A 21,358-nucleotide genomic window follows, 5' to 3' on the forward strand; every position below is an offset into this window, starting at 1 on the left:
GGGTCGTGCAGTGGGACGGGACGCTAGCCCGGGGTCGCCGCCCCGTCAACCACCTCGGGGCCGCCGACCGTCGTCACCGCCGGGGCGTCCGGGTCGAACCCCAGGTCCCGGGAGATGCGCCGGGCGGCGTCGCGCACGGTGCGGCCGAGCTCCTGGTAGTGCCACGCCGGCTGGTCGAGCTTGAGGCCCGTGATGGAGATCGCGCCGACGCACGCGCCGTCGTGCCCGAGCAGCGGCGAGCCGATGCAGAACACCCCCTCGGCGTCCTCCTCGTCGTCGATCGCGTAGCCCTGCGCGCGGCTCTCGGCCAGGTGCGCGACCAGCGTGTCGACGTCCGTGATGGTGCGCGACGTGCGGCGCATGAGGCCCACCCGCCCGACCAGCTCGCGCACCTGGTCGGGCGGCAGCCACGACAGGATCGCCTTGCCCAGGCCGGTGGAGTGCGGCAGCTCGTGGCTGCCCATCCGCAGGTCGAGGCGGACGCGCTCGTTGCCGCCGACCTGGTCGATGACGACCGCCTGGTCCTGGACCAGCGTCGCGAGCCGGGCCGTCGCCGCGGTGGCGCGGGCCAGGGCCACGAGGTGCGGCCGCGCGACGTCGCGCAGGGACGTCTGCGCGAGGGCCTGCGAGCCCAGCCGCGCGAGCGCCATGCCGAGCCGGTAGCGCCGGGACATGCCCGCGCCGTCGTCGGCCACCAGCCCGCGGCGCGTGAGCGTGTACAGCGTCGCGAAGGCCGCGCTCTTGGACAGGCCGAGCGCCTGGCCGATCTCGGTCACGGACATGCCCTCGCCGGGCGGCCGGGCCGCGAGCAGCTCCAGCACGTCGACGGCGCGGGCCACGGAGCGGACCCAGTACCGGGAGTCCTCGGGCTCGGGCGGGCTCGGCTCCATCTGGTCTCCCCTGCAGGCCGGGGGCGCCGCGCCGGCGCCGTGCTGCCAGGCTAGCCGCTGTTCGGTACTGCCGACTAGTGTCCGAGGCGGACGACCGCGCGCGCCCGTCGGGCTCGGGCCCGCGCCGACCGCGGCTCGTCGCGCGGGTGTTCGGTCGTCCCGAACACAGGGAGGACCGGATGCGGCTGGGGATCGTCGGGGCGGAGTCGACGCACGTCGACCAGGTGCTGCGGCTGGCCCGGACGGGCGCGCTCGGTCCGGGCGTGGCCGTCGCGGTCGTCGCCGTCCCGGACGCCGAGCCGGCAGGGGACGACCGGCTCGCCGCGCTCCGCCGCGCGGGCACCGCAGCCACCCGGTCGGGGACGCCGGAGCGCACGGCGGCCCTGCTCGCGCGCTCGGGCGTGGACGCCGTGCTGCTCGCCACCCGCGACGGCCGCGGGCACCGCGCGCTCGCCGAGCCGGTGCTGCGGGCGGGCCTGCCGCTGCTCGTCGACAAGCCGTTCACCACCGACCCGGAGGACGCGGCGCGGCTGGTGGAGCTGGCCGCGGCGCGCGGGGTCCCGCTGACCAGCGCCTCCGCCCTGCGGCTGCACCCGGACGTCCGCGCCCTCGCCGCGCGCTGGCGCCCGTCGCCGTCCGGCCTGACCGTCACGGCCTCCGGCCCGGCCGACCCCGCGTCCCCGCACGGCGGCCTGGCGTTCGCCGCCGTGCACGTGGTCGAGGCCGCCCTCGGGGTGCTGCGCGACCCGGTGTCCGGGCCGGTCGCGGTGGTCGCCGGCGCCGGCACCCGGACGGCGCTGGTCCCCGCCGGGCGGGACGTCGGGGTGGTGACGGTCGCGACGCCCGGGGCCGGCACGGGCGGCACGGGCGGCACGGGCGGCACGGGCACGCCGTACCAGGTGGGCGTGACCGGGGCGGACGGGCGGGAGGACGTGCGCGTCGAGCTGGGCGCCGACTACCTGCTGCCGGTGCTGTCCCGGTTCCTCGCGGGCGTGCGCGGCGGCACCGTGGCGCCGTCGGGCGCCGCCCTGGTCGACGCCGTACGCGTGCTCGCCGCGCTGTGCGCGTGACCTCCCGCTCGGCGGCCCGGACGCGGCGGAGGGCAGCACCCGGTCGGGGTGCTGCCCTCCAGGGGTGCGGTCCAGCCCGGCCGCGGCCCCACGTGCTGCCTTGCGCTCCGCCAAGAGCACTTTCCAAACGCCATTCGGCACAACCGAACGGACACTTCATTGAAGCGCGCGTCCGGGCGAGCGGCAAGGGCTGGGCGTTACGGTTCTGTAAAGCCTGCCGCTGTTCGGTATAGCCGAACGTTTGGGATCAGGCGACCAGGTTGCCCTCCGAGAGGACGCGGTCCCCCGTCGCCGGGAGGGCCGTCCGGGTCACGCCGCGCTCCACGTTGGCCGTGTGCAGCAGCGACGAGCCCGGGCCGAACGCCGCGTCCGCGAGCTCCAGCCGGCCGCCCTCGAACGTCGAGCCGGTCGCGCGGTAGTGGTTGGTCCCGCCCGTCAGCACGACGTGCGCGACGCCGTCCCCGGCGACGCCCGTGTACCCGTCGAACGACCACGAGAGCGTCCCGCCGTCCGCGGCCCGCCCGAACACCACGCCCGACGCCGGGGCCCCCGTCGCCCGCGTCCCGCCGGTCACCTCGAGCGCCTGGTCCGAGGTCCCGGCCAGCAGGACCCCCGTGCCGGCCAGCTCCGTCCCGTCCAGCACCAGACGGGACGACGCCACCGTGAGCGCCGCGCCGCCCTCCGCGCCCTGGAGCGTGCACCCCGTCAGGGTCAGCGGGCCGGTCCCGGGGAACAGGGCCGTGCCGCCGTCGAGGCCGGTGACCGTCGTCCGCACCAGGTGCACGGGGGTGGTCACGTTCGCCGCGACGAAGGGCATCGACGCCAGCTGGTCCGTCAGGCCGATCACGCAGTCCTCGATCACGGTCGGGCGCGCGGACAGGTCCGTGGCCTGCGAGAGCTGGAACCGCCCGTCCACCCGGCACCCGCGCATCTGGAGGCCGTCCGCGTTCACCCACATCCACGACGGGTAGTCCGGCATGCTCGGGTCGCGCACCACCTGGCAGTCCTCCAGCGTCAGGTCCACCACGCCGACCCGGGCGAAGAACAGCGCCGCCACCTGCTGCCGCACGGTGATCCGCTTGGCCCGCCCGCCCCAGGTGGCCCCCGAGTTGGCGAACGTCATGAGGCCGGAGTTCCCGATGTAGGTCAGGTCGTGCTCGTACTGGCCGTGCGTGACGAACGGGCCCTGCACGTCGCCGTCGCCGTGGCAGCTCTCCACCGTCGAGTACGCCGCGCAGGTGAAGTCGTTGAGGTGCCGGGCGTTGGACGTCCGGCAGTCCACCACGTGCGCGTACAGGCAGGAGATCTGCTGGGTCAGGTAGCCCGCGCCGCCCAGCGTCACGCTCACCGGGTTGGCCAGCGAGCACTGCGAGGTCACGTACGACGTGTTCCACCGCCGCATCACCACCGGCCAGAACGTGCGCTCCGCGTCCACCTGGTGCACGTCGCAGTGCGTCGCGTACTCGAAGGCCACCGGGTGCGAGCCCGTCACCTGGTCCGTCCCGGTCCCGCGGAACCGCATCCGCTGCACGGTCACCCGCTGGACCGGCTCGACCCGGGTGAACGTCAGCACCCGCCCGGCCGCGAGCGGCCAGCCGGTCTTGTAGCCGAGCCGCACGTGCGTGGCGTCGACGACCTGCGTGATCTGCACCAGGTACATGAGCTCCCGCTCGGCGCTGCCGCCGCCCGGGCGGGTATCCGTCTGCACGGCGTACCAGTCCCCCACCGCGAACGCCGCCGAGTCCGGCACGGGCACGATGTCGACCAGCTCCGGCAGCGCGTCCGGCAGCGTCGACGTCACGACGTGGTCGGTCACGGTCCCGCGGAAGAACAGCACCGCCGCGAACGGGTCGTTGGCGGCGGCGGGCTCGATGCCCTCGGTGGTCACCAGCCGGCCGCCGAAGTCGAGCACCAGGTCCGACCGCGTGAACCGGTGCCGGCGGGTGAAGCTGAGGTCCGTGCGGGCCTCGATGCGGTGCACCGCCGGGTCGCCGACCATCGCGTCCAGCGCGTCGTCCGCCGGCGTGCTCGCGTCCAGGACGCCGAACTGCCGGAAGTCGAGCACGCCGTCGTGGACGAGCAGCCACCGGCCGCGCGAGCGCCGCTCGGAGGCGATCACCGTGCCACCGTTCGGGTCCGCGGTGGCCGCGGGGTCCCAGCGGGTCACCATGCCGCCGCCGTCGCCCGCCGCGGCGTACCCCGCGACCAGCACGACGGCGCCGGCGGTGGGCTGCAGGCGGCGGAGCTCGGCGACGGTGGCGACGGCGCCCGTGGCCCGGGCGGCGGCGGGTCCGCCGGCGGGCGCGGGCGCGGCGGCCGGGACGGCGGGGGACGCGGCGGACGCCGTGCGGGCCGCGCCGAGCGCGACGGCCGACGCCAGGAGGCCGGCGCCCCCCGTGCGCAGCAGCGCGCGACGGGACGCGCGGCCGGGGGCGGAGCCGGACGGGTCGGGTGCGACGGTGTCGTCGGGGGTGGTGCGCATGCGAGGACCTCCAGGACGAGTCGGTGCGGACCGTCCGTGGGAGGTGCCGGGAGGCGTGCGGGTGGTGCGGTGGCGGAGCGCCGGTGCGGCGCCGCCGCGGCTTCGCGCCGGTGGGCGCCGCGACGTGCCGAACGTAGGACCGTCCCGCGGGGGTGTCAACGGTCCGGACCCCGACCCGCCCCGGTCGGTGACGTGTCAGGGGCAGTGGACGGCTGACCCGGCGCGGCCTAGTGTGGCCGCACCCATCCAGAGCGACCGAGAGACCTGGCTCGTCGACGTCGCAGCAACCCCCCTCGTGACCGAGGGTGCGGGTGCTTCCGCCAGGACCGATGGAGCTGACGATGACCGGTCCCGACGCACCCGCGCACCCCACGGAGCACGCCGTGCCCGACGGCCTCGGAGCCGTGGACCGCCCGACCGTGTCGTTCGAGCTGTTCCCGCCGCGGAACCCGGACGCCGCGCCGCGGCTGTGGTCCACCGTGCAGCGGCTCGCCGCCGCCCGGCCCGACTTCGTGTCCGTCACGTACGGCGCCTCCGGCAGCACGCGCACCACCACGCGGCAGCTCGTCCGGCGGCTGCTGCGCGAGACGTCGCTGACCCCGATCGCGCACCTGACCTGCGTCGCGAGCTCGCGCGCGGACCTCACGGCGACCATCGAGGAGTTCCTCGACGAGGGCGTGCGGTCGTTCCTGGCGCTGCGGGGCGACCCGCCGGCCGACCGGTCCTGGGAGCCGCACCCCGAGGGGCTGCCGACGGCGAGCGCCCTCGTCGAGCTGCTGCGGGACGTCGAGCGCCGCCGGTGCGCGAGCAGCCCGGCGCAGGCGGTGCGGGCGGCCACCCGGCCCCTCTCGGTCGCCGTCGCCGCGTTCCCCCGCGGCAACGCCGGCGCCGGCAGCACCCGGGAGCAGGACGTCGCGGCGCTGCTCGCGAAGCAGCGGGCCGGCGCGGACTTCGCGATCACCCAGGTGTTCTACGACGCCGGCTCGTACGCCGAGCTCGTCGCCCTGGCGCGTGACGCCGGCGTCACCATCCCGATCCTGCCCGGCATCATCCCCACCACCGACCCGGCGCGGCTGCGGCGCGTGGCCGAGCTGACCGGCGTGCCCGTCCCGGCGTCGCTGCTGGAGCGGCTCGACGTCTTCGACCCCGGCGACCCCGCGGACGTGGCCGCCCGGCACCGCCTCGGCACGCGGCTGGGCGTCGACCTGGTGAACGCGGTGCTCGACGGCGGCGCGCCCGGCGTCCACCTCTACACGTTCAACCAGCACGGACCGGCGCTCGACCTGCTGGAGGGCGCCGGCCTGGGCGGCGACGCCCCGAGCGCGCACCTGCGGGTCGACCCGCCCCGCGCACCCGCGGCCCCCGCGACCACCCCGACCCCCGTCCCGACCACCTGAGGCGAGAGATGACCCACCTGACCCACCCGTTCCCCGCCGGCACCGTCCTGGGCTACCCCCGGATCGGGCCGCGCCGCGAGCTCAAGAAGGCCATCGAGGCGTTCTGGGCCGGCCGCACCACCGCCGCCGAGCTGGAGGCGACCGCCGCCGGTCTGCGCCGCCGCACCCGCGAGCGGCTGGCGGGGCTCGGGCTCGACACCCGGCTGCCGGCCATCCCGAGCGCGTTCTCGTTCTACGACCACGTGCTCGACACCGCCGCGGTGCTCGGCGCGGTGCCGGAGCGGTTCGCCGACCTGCTCACCGCCGACGGCGGCCTCGACCTCGCCGGGTACTCCACCGTCGCCCGCGGCCGGGGCGGCGACCTGCCGCTCGAGATGACCAAGTGGTTCGACTCCAACTACCACTACCTGGTGCCCGAGATCGGTCCGACGACGCCGTTCCGCTACGCGGGCGACCGTCCGGTCCGCGAGCTCGCGGAGGGCCTCGCCGAGGGCGTGCTGACCCGGCCGGTCCTCGTCGGGCCGGTGACGTTCCTCGCGCTGTCGAAGCCCGCGGAGGGCTCCCCGGAGGACTTCCTGCCGATCGACCGGCTGCCCGACGTGCTGCCCGTCTACGCGGCGCTGCTGCGGGACCTCGCCGCCGCGGGGGCCACGTGGGTGCAGCTCGACGAGCCGGCACTGGTGTCGGACTCCACGGGCGTGCCGGCGGACCGGCTGCTCGCCGCCGCGGCGGAGGCGTACCGCGCCCTCGCCACGGACCTGCCCGTGGCCGAGCGCCCCGCCCTGCTCGTGGCGGCGCCCTACGGCGACCTCGGCGACGCGCTGCCCGTGCTCGCCGCGTCCGACGTCGACGGCCTCGCGCTGGACCTGGTGCGCGGCGCGGCCCCGGCGGGCGACGTCCCCGGACTCGCGTCGAAGCTGCTGGTCGGGGGCGTGGTGGACGGCCACAACATCTGGCGCGCGGACCTCGACGCCGCGCTGGCGACCCTGGAGGGACTCGAGACGCTCGGCGCCGCGCAGGTGTCCGTGGCGACGTCCACCTCGCTGTTCCACGTGCCGCACGACGTCGACGACGAGCCGGCGCTCGACCCGACGCTGCGGTCCTGGCTGGCGTTCGCGGACCAGAAGGTCGGCGAGGTCGTCACGCTGGCGACCGGGCTGCGCGAGGGGCGCGAGGCCGTGCACGCCGAGCTGCTCGCCGCCGCGGACGCCCGCCGCAGCCGCGCCCAGGCGCCCGGCGTGGTCCGCCCCGACGTGCGGGACCGACTGGCCGCGCTGCCGCAGGACGCGTTCCACCGGGGCGACTTCGCGGAGCGGCAGGCCGCCCAGGCCGCGCGCCTGCGCCTGCCCGTGCTGCCGACGACCACCATCGGCTCCTTCCCGCAGACCTCCGAGATCCGGGTGGCGCGCGCCGCGTCCGCCCGCGGGGAGCTCACCGCCGCCGAGTACGAGGACGCGATGCGGGCGGAGATCCGGCGCGTCGTCGAGCTCCAGGAGCAGATCGGCCTGGACGTCCTCGTGCACGGCGAGGCCGAGCGGAACGACATGGTGCAGTACTTCGCCGAGAACCTCGACGGGTTCGCCGTCACGCAGAACGGCTGGGTGCAGTCCTACGGCTCGCGCTGCACCCGCCCGTCGATCCTGTGGGGCGACGTCGCGCGCCCGGCGCCCATCACGGTGCCGTGGACGACGTACACCCAGTCCCTCACCGCGAAGCCCGTCAAGGGCATGCTCACCGGGCCGGTCACGATCCTCGCGTGGTCGTTCGTGCGGGACGACCAGCCGCTCGCCGACACCGCGAACCAGGTGGCGCTGGCGCTGCGCGACGAGATCGCCGACCTGGAGGCCGCCGGCACCGCGATCGTGCAGGTCGACGAGCCCGCGCTGCGCGAGCTGCTCCCGCTGCGGGCGGCGGACCACGCGGCCTACCTCGACTGGTCGGTGCGGTCCTTCCGCCTCGCCACGTCGGGCGTCCGCCCGGACACCCAGATCCACACCCACCTGTGCTACTCGGAGTTCGGCGAGGTCATCGGGGCGATCGACGGGCTCGACGCGGACGTGACGTCCATCGAGGCCGCGCGCTCGAAGATGGAGATCCTCGGGGACATCGCCTCGGCGGGCTACCCCCGCGGGATCGGCCCGGGCGTCTGGGACATCCACTCCCCGCGCGTGCCGAGCGAGGCCGAGGTCACCGAGCTGCTCACCGAGGCCGTCCGGGTGATCGACCCCGCGCAGCTCTGGGTGAACCCCGACTGCGGCCTCAAGACCCGCGGCTACGCCGAGGTCACGCCGTCGCTCGAGCACGTACTGGCCGCGACCCGCGCGGTGCGCGCCACGCTGCCGGTGGCGACCACCGTCTGATCCGCGGCGCGGGCCGACACCCGCCGCGCAGCACGGCGCCCCGGTCCCGTCGCGGGACCGGGGCGCCGGTGTGCGGACGTCAGGCGTCCGCGTGCTGGGCGTCGGCCGGGGCCTCGATGGTCGCCGGCGTCTCACCGGTCCGGACCTCGATGCGCCGCGGCTTGGCCTCCTCGGCCACCGGGATCGTCAGCGTCAGGACGCCGTCGGCGTACGACGCGTGGATGGCGTCCAGGTCGAGCCCGCGGCCCACCGTCAGCTGGCGGGCGTAGGTGCCGACCGGGCGCTCCTTGGCGAGCCACTGCACGCCGTCCTCCGTGCGCGCCGTGCGCTGGGCGCGGATGGTCAGGGTGCGGTCGTCCACGTTGACGTCGATCGACCCCGGGTCGGCACCCGGCAGGTCGACGTGCAGGACGTAGTGGTCGCCGGCGCGGTACAGGTCCATCGGCATGGACGCCGCCGCGCGCTGCGAGCCGAGCACCTGGCTCATGAGCCGGTCCATCTCCTGGAACGGGTCGAATCGCGTAGCCACAGCCCGTCACCTCCTCGACTCCGACGGGCCCCGGCCTGTCCGGGGCCATCGCGCTGCTCCGGCGGGACGGACCCCGCCGGAAGGGGCTACAGGACCTGTTCTAGCACTCGGGCACCGAGAGTGCTAACCCTGTCGCGGGCTGTTCGCCGAGAGATGAACGCGCAGGTCAGAAGGCCGTGGGGAGGCGGTCGCCGCCCTCGGTGGCGGCCGCCAGCGCCGACACGATCCGCACGTCTGCGTCCAACCACGGCACCGTCAGCCACTCGCCGCGCGGCAGCCACCGCAGCTCGTCGTGCTCCACGAGCGGCTCCGGCTCACCCGCCGCCACCCGCGCCAGCCACAGCCGCATCGTGTACCGGTCGGTCAGCCGCCAGCACCCGTCGTCCGGCCCGGCCAGCTCCGCACCGAGCTCGACCTCGACGCCGAGCTCCTCGCGCAGCTCCCGGTGCAGCGCCGCCTCGGGCTCCTCGCCCGGCTCCACCTTGCCGCCCGGGAACTCCCAGCGCCCCGCCAGGCTCACGGGCGACCGGCGCCGGGCGGCCAGCAGCGCGCGCGGGACGTCGAGGTCGTCGACGAGCGCCGCGGCGACGACGAGGACGGGCGAGGCCATGCGCCGATCCTGCCAGGCCCGGGTCTGGCGGTCCTCGCTATCGTGGAAGGTGAGGGAGGTGGTCCAGATGGTGTTCGCACCCGCCACGCGCGGCGCCTGGGCGCGCCACCGACCCGCCGTGGTCGTCCCCGACTCCCTCGACGAGCTCCGCGGTCCGGTCGCCGGACACGTACGGCTCCCCCTGCACCTGCAGTGGTCGGGACGGCGTGACTACGACCTGTCGGACGACACCGACGTGGTCTGGCTCTACAGCCGGGTCATCCGCGAGGCCTCGACGCAGGAGGATCTGCGGAGCGTCCTGGACGGGCCTACGGTGGTGCGCCTGTGGTCGGAGCTGCGGCTCCCCGCCACGCACGTGCTGGCCTGGGAGGCTGCATTCCCGCAGCTGCGTGCCGCCACGTGATCGACGCACGGCAACGCCGACTCGCCGCGGCCGCCCTCGCCGTCGTCGGTGAGCACGGGTTCGCGCTCGCGGGCGGTCTGGCGCTCGCGGCGCACGGTGTCGGGGCGCGACCGTCGGACGACATCGACCTGTTCACCGCGAACACCGACCCGGAGGCGTTCGCCGCCGCAGTCGACGCCGTGGAGGACGCGTTCGTCCGCACCGGGTGGGACGTGAGCGAGCACCGCCGCGGACCGCTCTACGCCCGCCTGGTCGTCGGGATCTCGCCTGCCGAGCGGTACGAGCTCGACCTGGCAGTGGACTATCGCGCCAGGCCACCGGTCGCCGTCGCCGACCTCGGGCCGGTCCTCGACGTCGCGGACGCCGTCGGCTCGAAGATGTGCGCGCTCTACGGACGGGGAGAGGTCCGCGACTACGTCGACATCCACGAGACCGTCGTGTCCGGACACTACGGGCGGGACGAGGTGCTCGCCCTCGCCGACGAGCGGGAGGTCGAGCCGCTCGACCGCGCCGTCCTCGTGGAGCGGCTGGCTGCGGCCACGCGGATACCCGACCGCGAGCTCGCGGCGTACCTCACCGAGGATGCGTCGGCGTCCCTGCGCTCGTGGTTCGAGCGCTGGGCGAGCGAGCTGAGCACGGGCCGGACGACGTCCGGTCCCGGACCGTCGTCCTCGGTCACCCCACCAGCAGCAGGCCGCCGAGGCTGACGGCCGCGGCGACGACGGTCGACGCCGCGCCGAGCGCGAGGGGCCGGCCGCCGGTGCGGACCAGGCGCCCGACGTGGATCTGCGTGCCGAGGGCGGTCATCGCGGCGCCGAGCGCGAGGGTCGTCACGGGCTTCACCGCCGGCAGGACCGCGTCGGGGACGAGGCCGGCGGACCGCACCAGCACGGCGACGACGAACCCCGCGACGAACAGCGGGACGAGCGGCGTGCGGCGGCCGGGTCCCGCGACGGCGCCCCCGGCCCGGCGGCGGACGACGCCGACACCGGCGACGAGCGGCGCGAGCAGCAGGACGCGCGCGAGCTTCGCGACCACGGCGACCGTGAGCGCGGCGGCGGACACGGTGCCCGCGGCGGCGACGACCTGGGCGACCTCGTGCACGGACATCCCGGCCCAGAGCCCGGCGGTGCGGTCGGTGAGCCCCAGCACGCCCGCGGCCAGCGGCAGCGCGACGATCGCCAGGCTCCCGTAGACGGTGACCAGCGCGACGGCGGTCGCGACGTCCTCCTCGTCGGCGTCCGCGACGGGGCTCATGCCCGCGACGGCCGCGGCGCCGCAGATCGAGAAGCCGGTGGCCACGAGCAGGGTCAGCGCGCGCCCGACGCCGAGCCGGGGCCCGAGCCAGAGCGTCGCCGAGAACGTCGCCGCGACGGTGACGAGCAGGACCGCGACCTCGCGCGCGCCCAGACCGAGCAGGTCGCCGAGGGACAGCTGGAGACCGAGCAGCACGACGCCCGCCCGCAGCAGGTGCCTGCTCGTCCAGGCGAGACCGGGCTCGAGGACCGCCGGGACGGCACCCACCGAGCGGGCGGCGGCACCGAGGGCGATCGCGACGAGCAGCCCCGGCAGGACGGGGACCGCGGTGGTCAGGCCGACGCAGAGCGCGGCGACCGCCACGGCGGCGGCGGTCCCCGGGGCGACGCGGCGGACGCCGGCGAGGCGGGAGCCGCGCGCGGTGCCCTCGCCGGGCACCGCGGGCACGGCAGCCCCCGCGGGCGTGGCGGCGTCCGGGCCGCCAGCGGGGGCGGGGTGGTCGTGGGGCTGCGTCCTGGTCACGCCTCCACGGTGCGCCGTGCGGTCGGCCGCCGGAACGCCGGGTTCGCTCGCGCCCTCTAGCCTGAGGCTATGGACGAGACCTCCCCGGCCGGTCGCCGCGTGCCGCTGGGCGCGCTCGAGCTGCTCGACGCGGTCGACGCGCACGGCTCGCTGTCCGCCGCCGCCCGCGCCCTGGGCCTCGCCCAGCCGTCCGTCAGCACGGGACTGCGCCGGCTCGAGCGGCAGACGGGCCTGACGCTGCTCACCCGCTCCGCCTCCGGCACCCGGCTGACGCCCGCGGGGGTGGCGCTGCTCGCGCGCGCCCGCGACGTGCTCGCCGCCTCGGACGCCCTCGAGCGCGAGGTGGTGGCCCTGCGGACGGCGCAGCAGGGTCGCGTGCGGGTGGCGGCGAGCCTGAGCGTCGCGGAGTACCTGGTGCCCGGCTGGCTGGCGTCGCGGCCCGTGGGCTCACCCGTCGTGGACCTCGTGGTGGCGAACTCGCGGGACGTCATGGACGCGGTGCTGCACGGCCGCGCGGACCTCGGGTTCGTGGAGGGGCCGGACGTCGAGGACGGCCTGGAGGCGCGGTCGCTGGGCGAGGACGAGCTGGTGGTCGTCGTCGCGCCGGGGCACTCGTGGGCCCGCCGGCGCCGGCCGCTGACCGCGGCGGAGCTCGCGACCGCCCCGCTGGCCGTGCGGGAGTCCGGCTCCGGCACGCGCGCGGTGCTGGAGCGGGCGCTGACCGCCGCGGGTCATCCTCTCGCCGGGGCGCCCGCGCAGCTCGGGTCGACGTCGGCCGTGAAGAACGTCGTCCGCGGCGGCGGACCCGCGGCGGTGCTGTCCCGGCTGACCGTCGCCGACGAGATCGCGCGCGGCGACCTGCGGGCCGTCCCGGTCGAGGGGGTCGACCTGCGGCGGACGCTGCGCGTCGTGTGGGCCCGCAGCCGTCGGCCGTCGACCGCGGCCCGGGACCTCGCCGAGCACGTGCTCCGGGAGGCCCGCCGCCGGTCCGGCGCCTGAGCCGCCCGCGCGACGCCGCAGGGCCCCGGCCGCCGGCTCAGGCGGACGCGGCCCTGCGTCGCGAGGGTGCCGGCCCCGCGGGGCCCGGCCCGGAGGTCAGCGGATCCCGGCGGCGTGCGCCCAGGCGACCGCCTCGGCGCGCGTGGAGACGCCGATCTTGCGGTAGACCGACCGCACCTGGGACTTCACGGTGTTCCGGGTGACGAAGAGCCGCCGCGCGATGTCCTCGAGGGTCACGTCCTCGCTGAGCTCCGCGAGGACGACGCGCTCACGGGTGGTGAGCGGCTCGCCGAGGATGCTGGTCGCCGTGGTGGGGGCGAGCTCGAGAGTGGCCATGATGACCTCCGGGTGAGGGACGAGTACCGGCTGCTGGGGGTTCCCGGCTGCCGACTCCCGGTTGATCGGCAAGTGTGGCGGTCGCGATCGCAGTTCGGTTCTCACCCGACGGCCCGGCGCGTCGGCGAGGTACGTACGAACGGGTCATGTGATAGGACCGAAGTCCCAGGTCACTCGGCCGGGAAACGATTCCCACCCGGTCGGACCAGAACCACCCGAACGGCCTAGCGCCCCTCCGGGCCCGTCTCAGTCCGTGATCGAGGCGGCGTACTCCTCGGCCGACAGCAGCGCCCCGGTGCCCGTGACGTCCACCCGGAACAGCCACCCCTCACCGTACGGGTCGGCGTTGACGACCGAGGGCTCGTCCACCGCCGACTGGTTCACCTCCACCACGGTCCCGGACACGGGGGAGAACAGCTCCGACACCGACTTGGTGGACTCGACCTCGCCCACGACGGCGCCGGCCGCGATCTCGCTGCCGACCGTCGGCAGCTCCAGGTACACGATGTCGCCGAGGGCGTCCGCGGCGTTCTTCGTGATGCCGACGGTGGCCGGCGCCTCACCGTCGATCCACTCGTGCTCGGCGGTGTACTGCAGGTGGGCGGGGACGTCGCTCATGGGTGATCTCCGGGGGTCGTGGGGTCGGGCGTCGGGGACGGGTCGGGACGTGCGGGCGGGCCGGGCGTGCTCCGCCGGTCAGGACCGACGGTAGAACGGCAGCTCCACCACGCGGACGGGCTCGCGGCGGCCGCGGACGTCGACCGCGAGCTCGGTGCCGGGCGCCGAGACCTCCGGGGTCACGTACGCCATCGCGATCGGCGTGCCGAGGGTCGGCGACGGCGCGCCGGACGTCACCCGGCCGACGGTCGCCGCGTCGGCGGCGGTCCCGGTGAGGACCTCGTGGCCGTGACGGGCGGCGCGGCGGCCGAGGCCGACGAGCCCGACGAGCACCCGGGACGGCGTCGCGTGCGCGCGGGCGGCGAGCGCCTCGCGCCCGACGAACGGCAGCGGCTCGCCGTCGGGCGTGGTCTTGTCGAGCCGCACCACGCGCCCCAGCCCGGCGTCGTGCGGGGCGGTCGTGCGGTCCAGCTCGTTGCCGTACAGGGGCATGCCGGCCTCGAGCCGCAGGCTGTCGCGGGCCGAGAGGCCGGCGGGCACCAGGCCGACGGGGCGACCCGCCTCGAGCAGGTCCCGCCACAGGCCGGGCGCGGCGTCCGCGGGGACGAACAGCTCGAACCCGTCCTCGCCGGTGTAGCCCGTGCGGGCGACCAGCGCGGGCACGCCGGCGACGGTGGCCCGGACCGCCGCGTAGTACCGCACGTCGCGCACCGCCGCGGCCTCGTCCGGGTCGGCCACCAGCCCGGTGACGACCTCCGCCGCGCGCGGGCCCTGCACCGCGACCAGCGCGGTCTCGAGGGTGCGGTCCGTCAGCGAGGCGTCCGCCCCGGCGAGCCGCTCGGCCAGCGCGTCGCGCACGACGGCGACGTTGGCGGCGTTGGCGACGACGAGGAACGACGCGTCCGCGAGCCGGTAGACGATGAGGTCGTCGAGGATGCCGCCGTCCTCCGCCACGATCATCGTGTAGCGCGCCCGACCGACCGCGAGCCCGGAGATGTTCCCGACGAGCGCGCGGTCCAGCCCGGCGCCCGCCCCCGGGCCGTCGACGTGGAGCTCGCCCATGTGCGACAGGTCGAACAGCCCGGCCGCGGTGCGCACCGCCTGGTGCTCGGCCAGGTCGCCCGCGTAGCGCAGCGGCATCAGCCAGCCGGCGAACGGGGTCATGGTCGCGCCGAGGGCCTCGTGCTCCGCGTGCAGCGGCGACAGCACGACGTCGCCGGCGGCGTCCGTGGCCGGGGCGGGCGCGGCGGGCGTGACGGGCGGGGTGGTCGGGTCGGTCACAGGGTCTCTCCCTCGGCGTAGGCCTCGACGGGCGGGCAGGAGCACACGAGGTTGCGGTCCCCGTGGGCGCCGTCGATCCGCCGGACCGGCGGCCAGTACTTGCCGGCGCGCAGGCTCGCGACCGGGTAGGCGGCGAGCTCGCGGCCGTACGGGTGCTCCCACTCGTCGGCGGTGACGGCCGCGGCGGTGTGCGGCGCGTTCCGCAGCGGGGAGTCCGCCACCGGCCAGCGCCCCGCGGCGACCGCGTCGATCTCCCCGCGGATCGCGACCAGGGCGTCGACGAACCGGTCGAGCTCGGCCAGGTCCTCGCTCTCGGTGGGCTCGACCATGAGGGTCCCCGCGACCGGGAACGACAGGGTCGGGGCGTGGAACCCGTAGTCCATGAGCCGCTTCGCGACGTCCTCGGCGGTCACGCCGGTCTGCTTCGTGATGCCGCGCAGGTCGAGGATGCACTCGTGCGCGACCAGGCCCGCGGGACCGGTGTAGAGCACGGGGAAGTGCGGGTCGAGGCGGGAGGCGAGGTAGTTCGCGGACAGCACCGCGGTCTCGGTCGCCCGGCGGAGGCCGTCGCCGCCCATCAGCGCGACGTACGCCCACGAGATCGGCAGGATGCCCGCCGACCCGAACGGGGCGGCCGACACCGCGGGCGCCGACCCGCCCGCGAGCGCCGCGCCCTCCCCCAGCACCACGTCGGTGGCCGGGAGGTACGGCACCAGGTGCGCCGCGACGCCGATCGGGCCGACACCCGGGCCGCCGCCGCCGTGCGGGATGCAGAACGTCTTGTGCAGGTTGAGGTGCGACACGTCGCCGCCGAACTCGCCCGGCCGGGCCAGCCCGACGAGCGCGTTGAGGTTCGCCCCGTCGATGTAGACCTGGCCGCCGGCCTCGTGCACCAGGTCGCAGACCTCGCGCACGTCCTCCTCGTACACGCCGTGCGTCGAGGGGTACGTGATCATGATCGCGGCGACGCGCGGGCCGTGCTGCTCGAGCTTCGCCCGCAGGTCGTCGAGCTGCACCGAGCCGTCCTCGGCGGTCGCCACCACGACCACGCGCATGCCGGCCAGCGCGGCGGAGGCGGCGTTCGTGCCGTGCGCGGACGCCGGGATGAGGCAGACGTCGCGGACCGGGACGTCCTCGGGCGCGGCGCCGGCGGCCAGCGCCTCGCCGCGCCGGCCCTCGTGGTACCCGCGGATGGCCAGCAGCCCGGCGAACTCCCCCTGCGACCCGGCGTTCGGCTGCACGGACACCGCCGCGTACCCGGTGATCTCCGCGAGCCAGCCGGCCAGGTCCCCGATGAGCTCCGCGTAGCCGGCGGCCTGCTCGGCCGGGACGAACGGGTGCAGGCCCGCGAACCCGGGCCAGGAGATGGCCTCCATCTCGACCGTCGCGTTGAGCTTCATCGTGCAGGAGCCCAGCGGGATCATCGTCCGGTCCAGGGCCAGGTCCTTGTCGGACAGCGCGCGCAGGTACCGGAGCATCGCCGTCTCGGAGCGGTACCGGTGGAAGACCGGGTGCGTGAGGTAGGCGGAGGTGCGGCGCAGCGCCGCCGGGATCGCGGGGGCGGTGTCCGGGGCCGCGGGGGCGCCGGGCGCGAGCAGGCCCGCGTCGGCGAACGCCGCGAGCACCTCCGCGACGTGCCGCTCGGTCGTCACCTCGTCGCAGGCCACCTGCACGTGGTCGTCGTCCGCGGCCCACACGTTGATGCCGCGCGCGGCGGCGGCCGCGACGACGGCGCGGGCGCGGCCCGGGACGACGGCGCGCACCGTGTCGAAGAACGCGGCGTGCGCCACCTCGACGCCGCCCGCGCGCAGGCCCGCGGCCAGCGACGAGGCGCGGGCGTGCACCCGCTCCGCGATCTCCCGCAGCCCGTCCGGGCCGTGGTGGACGGCGTACATCGACGCGACGATCGCCAGCAGCGCCTGCGCGGTGCAGATGTTGCTCGTCGCCTTCTCGCGGCGGATGTGCTGCTCGCGGGTCTGGAGCGCGAGCCGGTAGGCGGGCGCGCCGTCGGCGTCGACCGACACCCCCACCAGGCGGCCCGGCAGCGACCGCTCCAGGCCGGTGCGCACCGCCATGTACGCCGCGTGCGGGCCGCCGTAGAACAGCGGGACGCCGAACCGCTGCGCCGACCCGACCGCGATGTCCGCGCCGAGCTCCCCGGGCGGCGTCAGCAGGGTCAGGGACAGCAGGTCCGCGGCGACGGTCACGAGCGCGCCCGCGTCCTTGGCGGCGGCGACCAGCGGGGCGAGGTCGCGCACGGCGCCCGACGCGCCCGGGGCCTGCAGCACCAGGCCGACCAGCGCCTCGTCGCCCAGGTCCGGCAGGCCCGCGGTCAGGTCGGCGACCCGCACCGCCAGCCCGGCGGCCTGCGCCCGGCCCAGCGTCACGGCGAGGGTCTGCGGCAGGCAGTCGGCGTCCAGGAGGACGACGCCCGCGCGGCCCCTCGCCGCGCGGTGCATGAGCGCGACGGCCTCGGCCACCGCCGTCGCCTCGTCCAGCAGCGACGCGTTCGCGACCGGCAGCGCGGTGAGGTCCGAGACGACCGTCTGGAAGTTCAGCAGCGCCTCCAGCCGGCCCTGGGAGATCTCCGGCTGGTACGGCGTGTACGCGGTGTACCAGGCGGGGGACTCCAGCACGTTCCGGCGGATCACGGGCGGCGTCACCGTGTCGTGGTAGCCGAGGCCGATCATCTGCGTCAGGACGGTGTTCTTGTCCGCGATCGTCCGCAGGGCGGCCAGCACCTCGGACTCGCCGCGGGCCTCCGGCAGCGCGAGCGGCCGCCCGGTGCGGATGCTCGCCGGGACCGCGGCGTCGACCAGCGCGTCGAGGCTCGGCCACCCGTCGCCGACGTGCCGGAGCATGGCGTCGGTGTCGGTGGGGCGCGGGCCGACGTGCCGGTCCGCGAAGCCGCGGGCGGCGTCGGTGACGGCGGGCGCCGCGTCCCGGGGGGCGGTGCGGACGTCGGTCGGGAGGGACTCGAGAGGGGTCACGCGGCTGCTCCGGGTCGGCGGGCGGGGACGGACGTGCGGGTGGCGCGGCCTCCCCGCTCTGTCATCCGCCGTCCCGCGCGCGGCGGGGTCGGGCGACCTGAGAGTTTTGCCGGTCCGCCGTGCCCGTGAGGGCCGGGGCGCGCCGACTTGCACCGTCGGTGGACCGGTCGCGCGTCGGGGACGCGCGGGGGCGGTCGCTTTCCAGAGTTGCCTCGCCACGGCGGTACGGGGGCCTGAGAGATTCCCGGGGAGGGTTGCTCCTTCGGCGCCTCGCGCGGCACCCGGGCGGACCCGGTGCCTGCGGGAGGGCTCTCCCGCCGCGGTTCGAGCAGCGTGTTGAGTTGTGGGGTCAGCCTAACCGCGTGGCGCGCCGGCGTCGCCCCCCTGGTCCGACGACCGGGGTCAGCGCGGCTCGTCACCGGCGGGGGCCACGCCGACCGACCGCACCACCGCGAGGCGGGCGATCGCACGCTCCAGGGCCCGGCACCGCCGCGCGTCCGCCCGGAACCGGATCACGACGGTGCCGGCGTCCCCGGCCGAGTACGTCGTGCTGAGCGCGTCGAAGTTCACCCCCCGCGTCGCGAACACCGCCGACAGGGCGGCGATGGTCCCGGTGCGGTGGTCGGCGACGACGTGGGCGGTCCACGGCGTCTCGTCCGGGTCGGAGGCGCCGGCTGCTACCCCGGCGGGCGTGGTGCCGGGGACGACGTCCGCGGCCCCGGTCTCCGCCGGCCCGGCGCCGTCCGGTCCCGCTGACGTCGCGGCGCGCGCCGCCTCCGCCCGCCAGCCCGCCACCGCCGCACCGATCCGCCCGGCGACGACCGCGAGCCGCCGCTCCTCGTCGGGCGGGAGCTCGTCCAGCAGCACGCGCGTCCAGCCCTCCGGACCGAGCACCACCGGCACGCCCAGCACGCCGTGCACCGGCCGGCCGGCCACGCTCACCTCGCCCGCCAGGTCCACCTGCCCGGCCACCACCGTCTCGCGGCCGTCGAGGATCGTGTCGACCAGGTCGACGGTCGCCGCCGCGGTGGCCGAGGCCGTCTTCGCCCCGCTCTGGTGCGTCAGCCACGGCCGGGCGACGACGCGCAGGTCGGCCGGCCAGGTGTCCACCAGGGCGAACGCGCGCCCCGCGTCGTGCGCGCCGACCTCCGCGAGCTCCTGCTTCGCCGCCTCGATCTCGGCGCCGAACCCGTCGAGCGTGCGCCCGCCCCGCAACCGCGCCACCGCCCGGCGGCGCTCCTCGACGTCGAGGCCGCTGATCCGCACGGTCGACCACAGCGGCACCAGGTCGTCCCCGTGCTGCCCGGCCACGAACCCGCCGACGCGGTGCCGCCGCACGCCCAGCGACACGGCCGTCTCCCGCCGGAACCGCAGGGTGTCCAGCCACGCACCCATGCCGATGACGCGGTGGCGCCCGAGCTCGCGCGCGACGACGGCGACCGCGAGCTCGACCGGGTTCGACACCACCACGACGACCTCGTGACCGGACCCGTACCGCGCGATGGCGCGCGCGTACGACTCGAAGACCGCGAGGTTCCCGGCCGCGAGCGCCGCCCGGTCGGTGCTCGCCCCCGCGCGCGCCGGCGCGGTGCGGCCCGCCGTGAGCACGACGACGTCCGCGACCACGTCCTCGGGGTCCAGCGCCACGTCGATCAGCGGGGCGTGCTCGTCGTACGCGTCCACGAGGTCGGCGCGCAGCCCGTACGTCGCGCGCCCGGAGGCTCCGCCGTGACGGCCCACGAGCTGCAGCCGCGAGGTCGTCGGCAGCACCCGCCGCTCGATGAGCTGGGCGCAGACCTGCCGCCCCACGTCCCCCGTCGCCCCCAGCACCGCCACGTCCACGCGGCCGAGGGTAGGTCAGCCACGTGTCCGGCGCGTTGCGCGGCCCGGGCGGCCGGTCAGTCGAAGTCGAGCAGGTCGCCCAGCCACGACTCGCGGCGCTTCTTGCGGCCGTACGGGTAGCGGGGGTCGCGGGGGTCGCGCCGGTCGTCGTCGCGCGCGCCGCGCCGGTCGTCGCCGTACCGGTCGCCGTACCGCCGGTCCCCGCGGTCGTCGTACCGCCGGTCGTCGCCGTGGCCCGGCGCCGCGGGGGCGGGCGGGTACCCGCCGTAGCCCGGCTCGGGCGGCAGCGGGACGGCAGGGGCCGGCGGGGCACCGGCGGGGACGCCGGCGGCGCGGTCGAGGATCTTGTCGAGCTCGCCGCGGTCCAGCCAGATGCCGCGGCACGACGGGCAGTAGTCGATCTCGACCCCCTGCCGCTCCGCCATCACCAGCTCGGCCCCGTCGGTGGGACACCTCATGCCGACCTCCTCGTCCGCGCCCGTGGGCGCACGTCCTGCCGGGGCAACGAGCGGCGCCCGCGGCCGGTTCCGGCGGCGGCCCCCCTACAGCCGGGCCTGCCAGGCGACGACCCGGTCCACCGCCTCCGCGACGACCTCGGGCGCGGACGCGAACGACAGCCGCACCCAGTCGTGGCCGTCGACGCGGTCGAAGTCGGTGCCGGGCGTGAGCGCCACGCCCGCCTCGTCCAGCAGCCGCCGGCACCACTCGCGGGAGTCGAGCCCCGACGGGGAGATGTCGGCGTACACGTAGAACGCTCCGTCCGCCGGGGCGACGCGGGCCCAGCCGAGCTCGGGCAGGCGGTCCAGGACGGTGCGGCGGGACGCGGCGTACTGCGCGACGTTCGCGGTCGCCGCGGCGTACCCCTCGGGCGTGAACGCGGCGACGCCCGCGTGCTGCGCCAGCGCCGGCGGGCACAGCGCGACGTTGCCCGCGAGCGCGTCGACCGGCTGCACCAGGTCGTCCGGGAGCAGCAGCCACCCGAGCCGCCAGCCCGTCATGGCCCAGAACTTCGAGAACGAGTTGACCACCACCGCGCCGGACCCCAGGGCGGTGGCCGCCGTCGGGGCGCCCGCGGGCCCGGGCTCGGCGGCCGCCGCGTCCGGGTAGGTGATGCCGTGGTAGATCTCGTCGGACACCAGCCGGACGCCGTGGTCCGCGCACCAGCCGGCCAGCGCGTCGAGCGCCGCCCGGTCGACCAGGGTGCCGGTGGGGTTCGCGGGCCCGGCGACCACGAGGCCGTCGACCGGCTGCGGCAGCGCCTCGAGCTGCTCGATCGTCGGCTGGTACCGGGTCTCCGGCCCGCACGGCAGCTCGACCACCTCGCAGCCCAGCGAGGCGAGGATGTTGCTGTACGCCGGGTAGCCCGGGCGCGCGAGGGCCACGCGGTCACCGACGTCGAACGCGGCGAGGAAGGCCAGCAGGAACCCGCCGGACGACCCGGTCGTGACGGCCACGCGCGCCGGGTCGACCTCGACGTCGTACCAGGAGCGGTAGTGGCCGGCGATCGCCGCGCGCAGAGCGGGCGAGCCCAGGGCCTCCGTGTAGCCGAGGTCCCCGCCGGCGAGCAGCTGCACGGCCCGCTCCCGCACCACGTCCGAGGCGCCCGCCGACGGCTCGCCCACGCAGAGGTTCAGCACGGACTGGCCGGCGGCGCGGCGGGCGTTCGCGGCCGCGACGATGTCCATCACGGCGAACGGGGGCACGTGGGAGCGGGACGAGACCTTCACCCCGCCATCCTGCCCCGGGCGCGTGTCGGTGCGCCCGTCTAGCGT

Annotated in this window: 18 protein-coding genes and 2 riboswitches; of the genes, 6 read left to right on the top strand and 12 right to left on the bottom strand. The window is 76.6% G+C overall.

From position 1 onward, the window contains the following. Positions 1 to 23: 23 nt before the first annotated feature. Entirely contained in the window at positions 24 to 890 is an 867-nt protein-coding gene (locus tag P9841_RS10590) for an IclR family transcriptional regulator (protein WP_283318659.1), read from the bottom strand. Positions 891 to 1,069: 179 nt separating this feature from the next. Here P9841_RS10590 and P9841_RS10595 point away from each other — a divergent pair, with 179 nt between their 5' ends. Next, the gene (locus P9841_RS10595; RefSeq protein ID WP_283318660.1) at positions 1,070 to 1,960 is read left to right on the top strand and encodes a Gfo/Idh/MocA family oxidoreductase; all 891 of its coding nucleotides are present in this window, start codon (positions 1,070 to 1,072) and stop codon (positions 1,958 to 1,960) included. A 247-nt stretch (positions 1,961 to 2,207) separates the two neighbouring features. Here P9841_RS10595 and P9841_RS10600 read toward each other — a convergent pair whose 3' ends face one another. Beyond that, entirely contained in the window at positions 2,208 to 4,442 is a 2,235-nt protein-coding gene (locus P9841_RS10600; protein WP_283318661.1) for a putative phage tail protein, read from the bottom strand. 239 nt (positions 4,443 to 4,681) lie between these two features. Further along, positions 4,682 to 4,778: riboswitch (SAM riboswitch) on the top strand. Between the two features lie 5 nt (positions 4,779 to 4,783). Here P9841_RS10600 and P9841_RS10605 point away from each other — a divergent pair. Then, positions 4,784 to 5,839 carry a methylenetetrahydrofolate reductase gene (locus tag P9841_RS10605; RefSeq protein ID WP_283318662.1) on the top strand — a complete coding sequence of 352 codons (1,056 nt, stop codon included), beginning with the start codon at positions 4,784 to 4,786 and terminating at the stop codon, positions 5,837 to 5,839. Positions 5,840 to 5,847: 8 nt separating this feature from the next. Beyond that, positions 5,848 to 8,199 carry a 5-methyltetrahydropteroyltriglutamate--homocysteine S-methyltransferase gene (metE, locus tag P9841_RS10610; RefSeq protein ID WP_283318663.1) on the top strand — a complete coding sequence of 784 codons (2,352 nt, stop codon included), beginning with the start codon at positions 5,848 to 5,850 and terminating at the stop codon, positions 8,197 to 8,199. 79 nt (positions 8,200 to 8,278) lie between these two features. Here the strand turns inward: metE and P9841_RS10615 are convergent, their stop codons facing one another. Further along, positions 8,279 to 8,728, bottom strand: coding sequence for an Hsp20/alpha crystallin family protein (locus P9841_RS10615; protein ID WP_283318664.1), 450 nt, complete (start codon positions 8,726 to 8,728; stop codon positions 8,279 to 8,281). Between the two features lie 166 nt (positions 8,729 to 8,894). Next, positions 8,895 to 9,338, bottom strand: a complete 444-nt coding sequence (locus P9841_RS10620) for a (deoxy)nucleoside triphosphate pyrophosphohydrolase (protein WP_283318665.1) — start codon at positions 9,336 to 9,338, stop codon at positions 8,895 to 8,897. A 67-nt stretch (positions 9,339 to 9,405) separates the two neighbouring features. Here P9841_RS10620 and P9841_RS10625 point away from each other — a divergent pair, with 67 nt between their 5' ends. Further along, the gene (locus tag P9841_RS10625; RefSeq protein WP_283318666.1) at positions 9,406 to 9,741 is read left to right on the top strand and encodes a hypothetical protein; all 336 of its coding nucleotides are present in this window, start codon (positions 9,406 to 9,408) and stop codon (positions 9,739 to 9,741) included. Beyond that, the gene (locus P9841_RS10630) at positions 9,738 to 10,448 is read left to right on the top strand and encodes a nucleotidyl transferase AbiEii/AbiGii toxin family protein (RefSeq protein ID WP_283318667.1); all 711 of its coding nucleotides are present in this window, start codon (positions 9,738 to 9,740) and stop codon (positions 10,446 to 10,448) included. The genes P9841_RS10625 and P9841_RS10630 overlap by 4 nt, the downstream gene beginning before the upstream one ends. On the opposite strand, the gene P9841_RS10635 is transcribed toward P9841_RS10630, so the two are convergent. Further along, on the bottom strand, positions 10,417 to 11,520 hold the full coding sequence (locus P9841_RS10635; protein WP_283318668.1) for a YeiH family protein: 1,104 nt from the start codon (positions 11,518 to 11,520) through the stop codon (positions 10,417 to 10,419). The two genes, P9841_RS10630 and P9841_RS10635, sit on opposite strands and share 32 nt — an antisense overlap. 69 nt (positions 11,521 to 11,589) lie before the next feature. Here P9841_RS10635 and P9841_RS10640 point away from each other — a divergent pair, with 69 nt between their 5' ends. Then, the gene (locus P9841_RS10640) at positions 11,590 to 12,519 is read left to right on the top strand and encodes a LysR family transcriptional regulator (protein ID WP_283318669.1); all 930 of its coding nucleotides are present in this window, start codon (positions 11,590 to 11,592) and stop codon (positions 12,517 to 12,519) included. 96 nt (positions 12,520 to 12,615) lie between these two features. Here the strand turns inward: P9841_RS10640 and P9841_RS10645 are convergent, their stop codons facing one another. From P9841_RS10645 to P9841_RS10675, 7 genes are all read right to left on the bottom strand, one after another. Then, positions 12,616 to 12,855 carry a helix-turn-helix domain-containing protein gene (locus tag P9841_RS10645; protein ID WP_283318670.1) on the bottom strand — a complete coding sequence of 80 codons (240 nt, stop codon included), beginning with the start codon at positions 12,853 to 12,855 and terminating at the stop codon, positions 12,616 to 12,618. A gap of 246 nt (positions 12,856 to 13,101) precedes the next feature. After that, a complete protein-coding gene (gene gcvH / locus P9841_RS10650; protein ID WP_283318671.1) occupies positions 13,102 to 13,473 on the bottom strand; it encodes a glycine cleavage system protein GcvH in 372 nt (123 codons plus the stop codon). A gap of 78 nt (positions 13,474 to 13,551) precedes the next feature. After that, on the bottom strand, positions 13,552 to 14,754 hold the full coding sequence (gene gcvT / locus P9841_RS10655; RefSeq protein WP_502847477.1) for a glycine cleavage system aminomethyltransferase GcvT: 1,203 nt from the start codon (positions 14,752 to 14,754) through the stop codon (positions 13,552 to 13,554). Next, positions 14,751 to 17,744 (bottom strand): aminomethyl-transferring glycine dehydrogenase, encoded by a 2,994-nt coding sequence (gene gcvP, locus P9841_RS10660; RefSeq protein ID WP_283318672.1) that lies wholly within the window; start codon positions 17,742 to 17,744, stop codon positions 14,751 to 14,753. The genes gcvT and gcvP overlap by 4 nt, the downstream gene beginning before the upstream one ends. Positions 17,745 to 17,955: 211 nt before the next feature. Then, positions 17,956 to 18,071: riboswitch (glycine riboswitch) on the bottom strand. A 75-nt stretch (positions 18,072 to 18,146) separates the two neighbouring features. Further along, entirely contained in the window at positions 18,147 to 19,586 is a 1,440-nt protein-coding gene (locus tag P9841_RS10665; protein WP_283318673.1) for a lactate/malate family dehydrogenase, read from the bottom strand. 56 nt (positions 19,587 to 19,642) lie between these two features. Further along, on the bottom strand, positions 19,643 to 20,044 hold the full coding sequence (locus tag P9841_RS10670; RefSeq protein ID WP_283318674.1) for a TFIIB-type zinc ribbon-containing protein: 402 nt from the start codon (positions 20,042 to 20,044) through the stop codon (positions 19,643 to 19,645). An 84-nt stretch (positions 20,045 to 20,128) separates the two neighbouring features. Beyond that, the gene (locus P9841_RS10675) at positions 20,129 to 21,313 is read right to left on the bottom strand and encodes a pyridoxal phosphate-dependent aminotransferase (RefSeq protein WP_283318675.1); all 1,185 of its coding nucleotides are present in this window, start codon (positions 21,311 to 21,313) and stop codon (positions 20,129 to 20,131) included. Positions 21,314 to 21,358: the final 45 nt, after the last annotated feature.

Origin of the sequence: Cellulomonas sp. ES6 (assembly GCF_030053835.1) — a bacterium.
Taxonomy (GTDB): Bacteria; Actinomycetota; Actinomycetes; order Actinomycetales; family Cellulomonadaceae; genus Cellulomonas.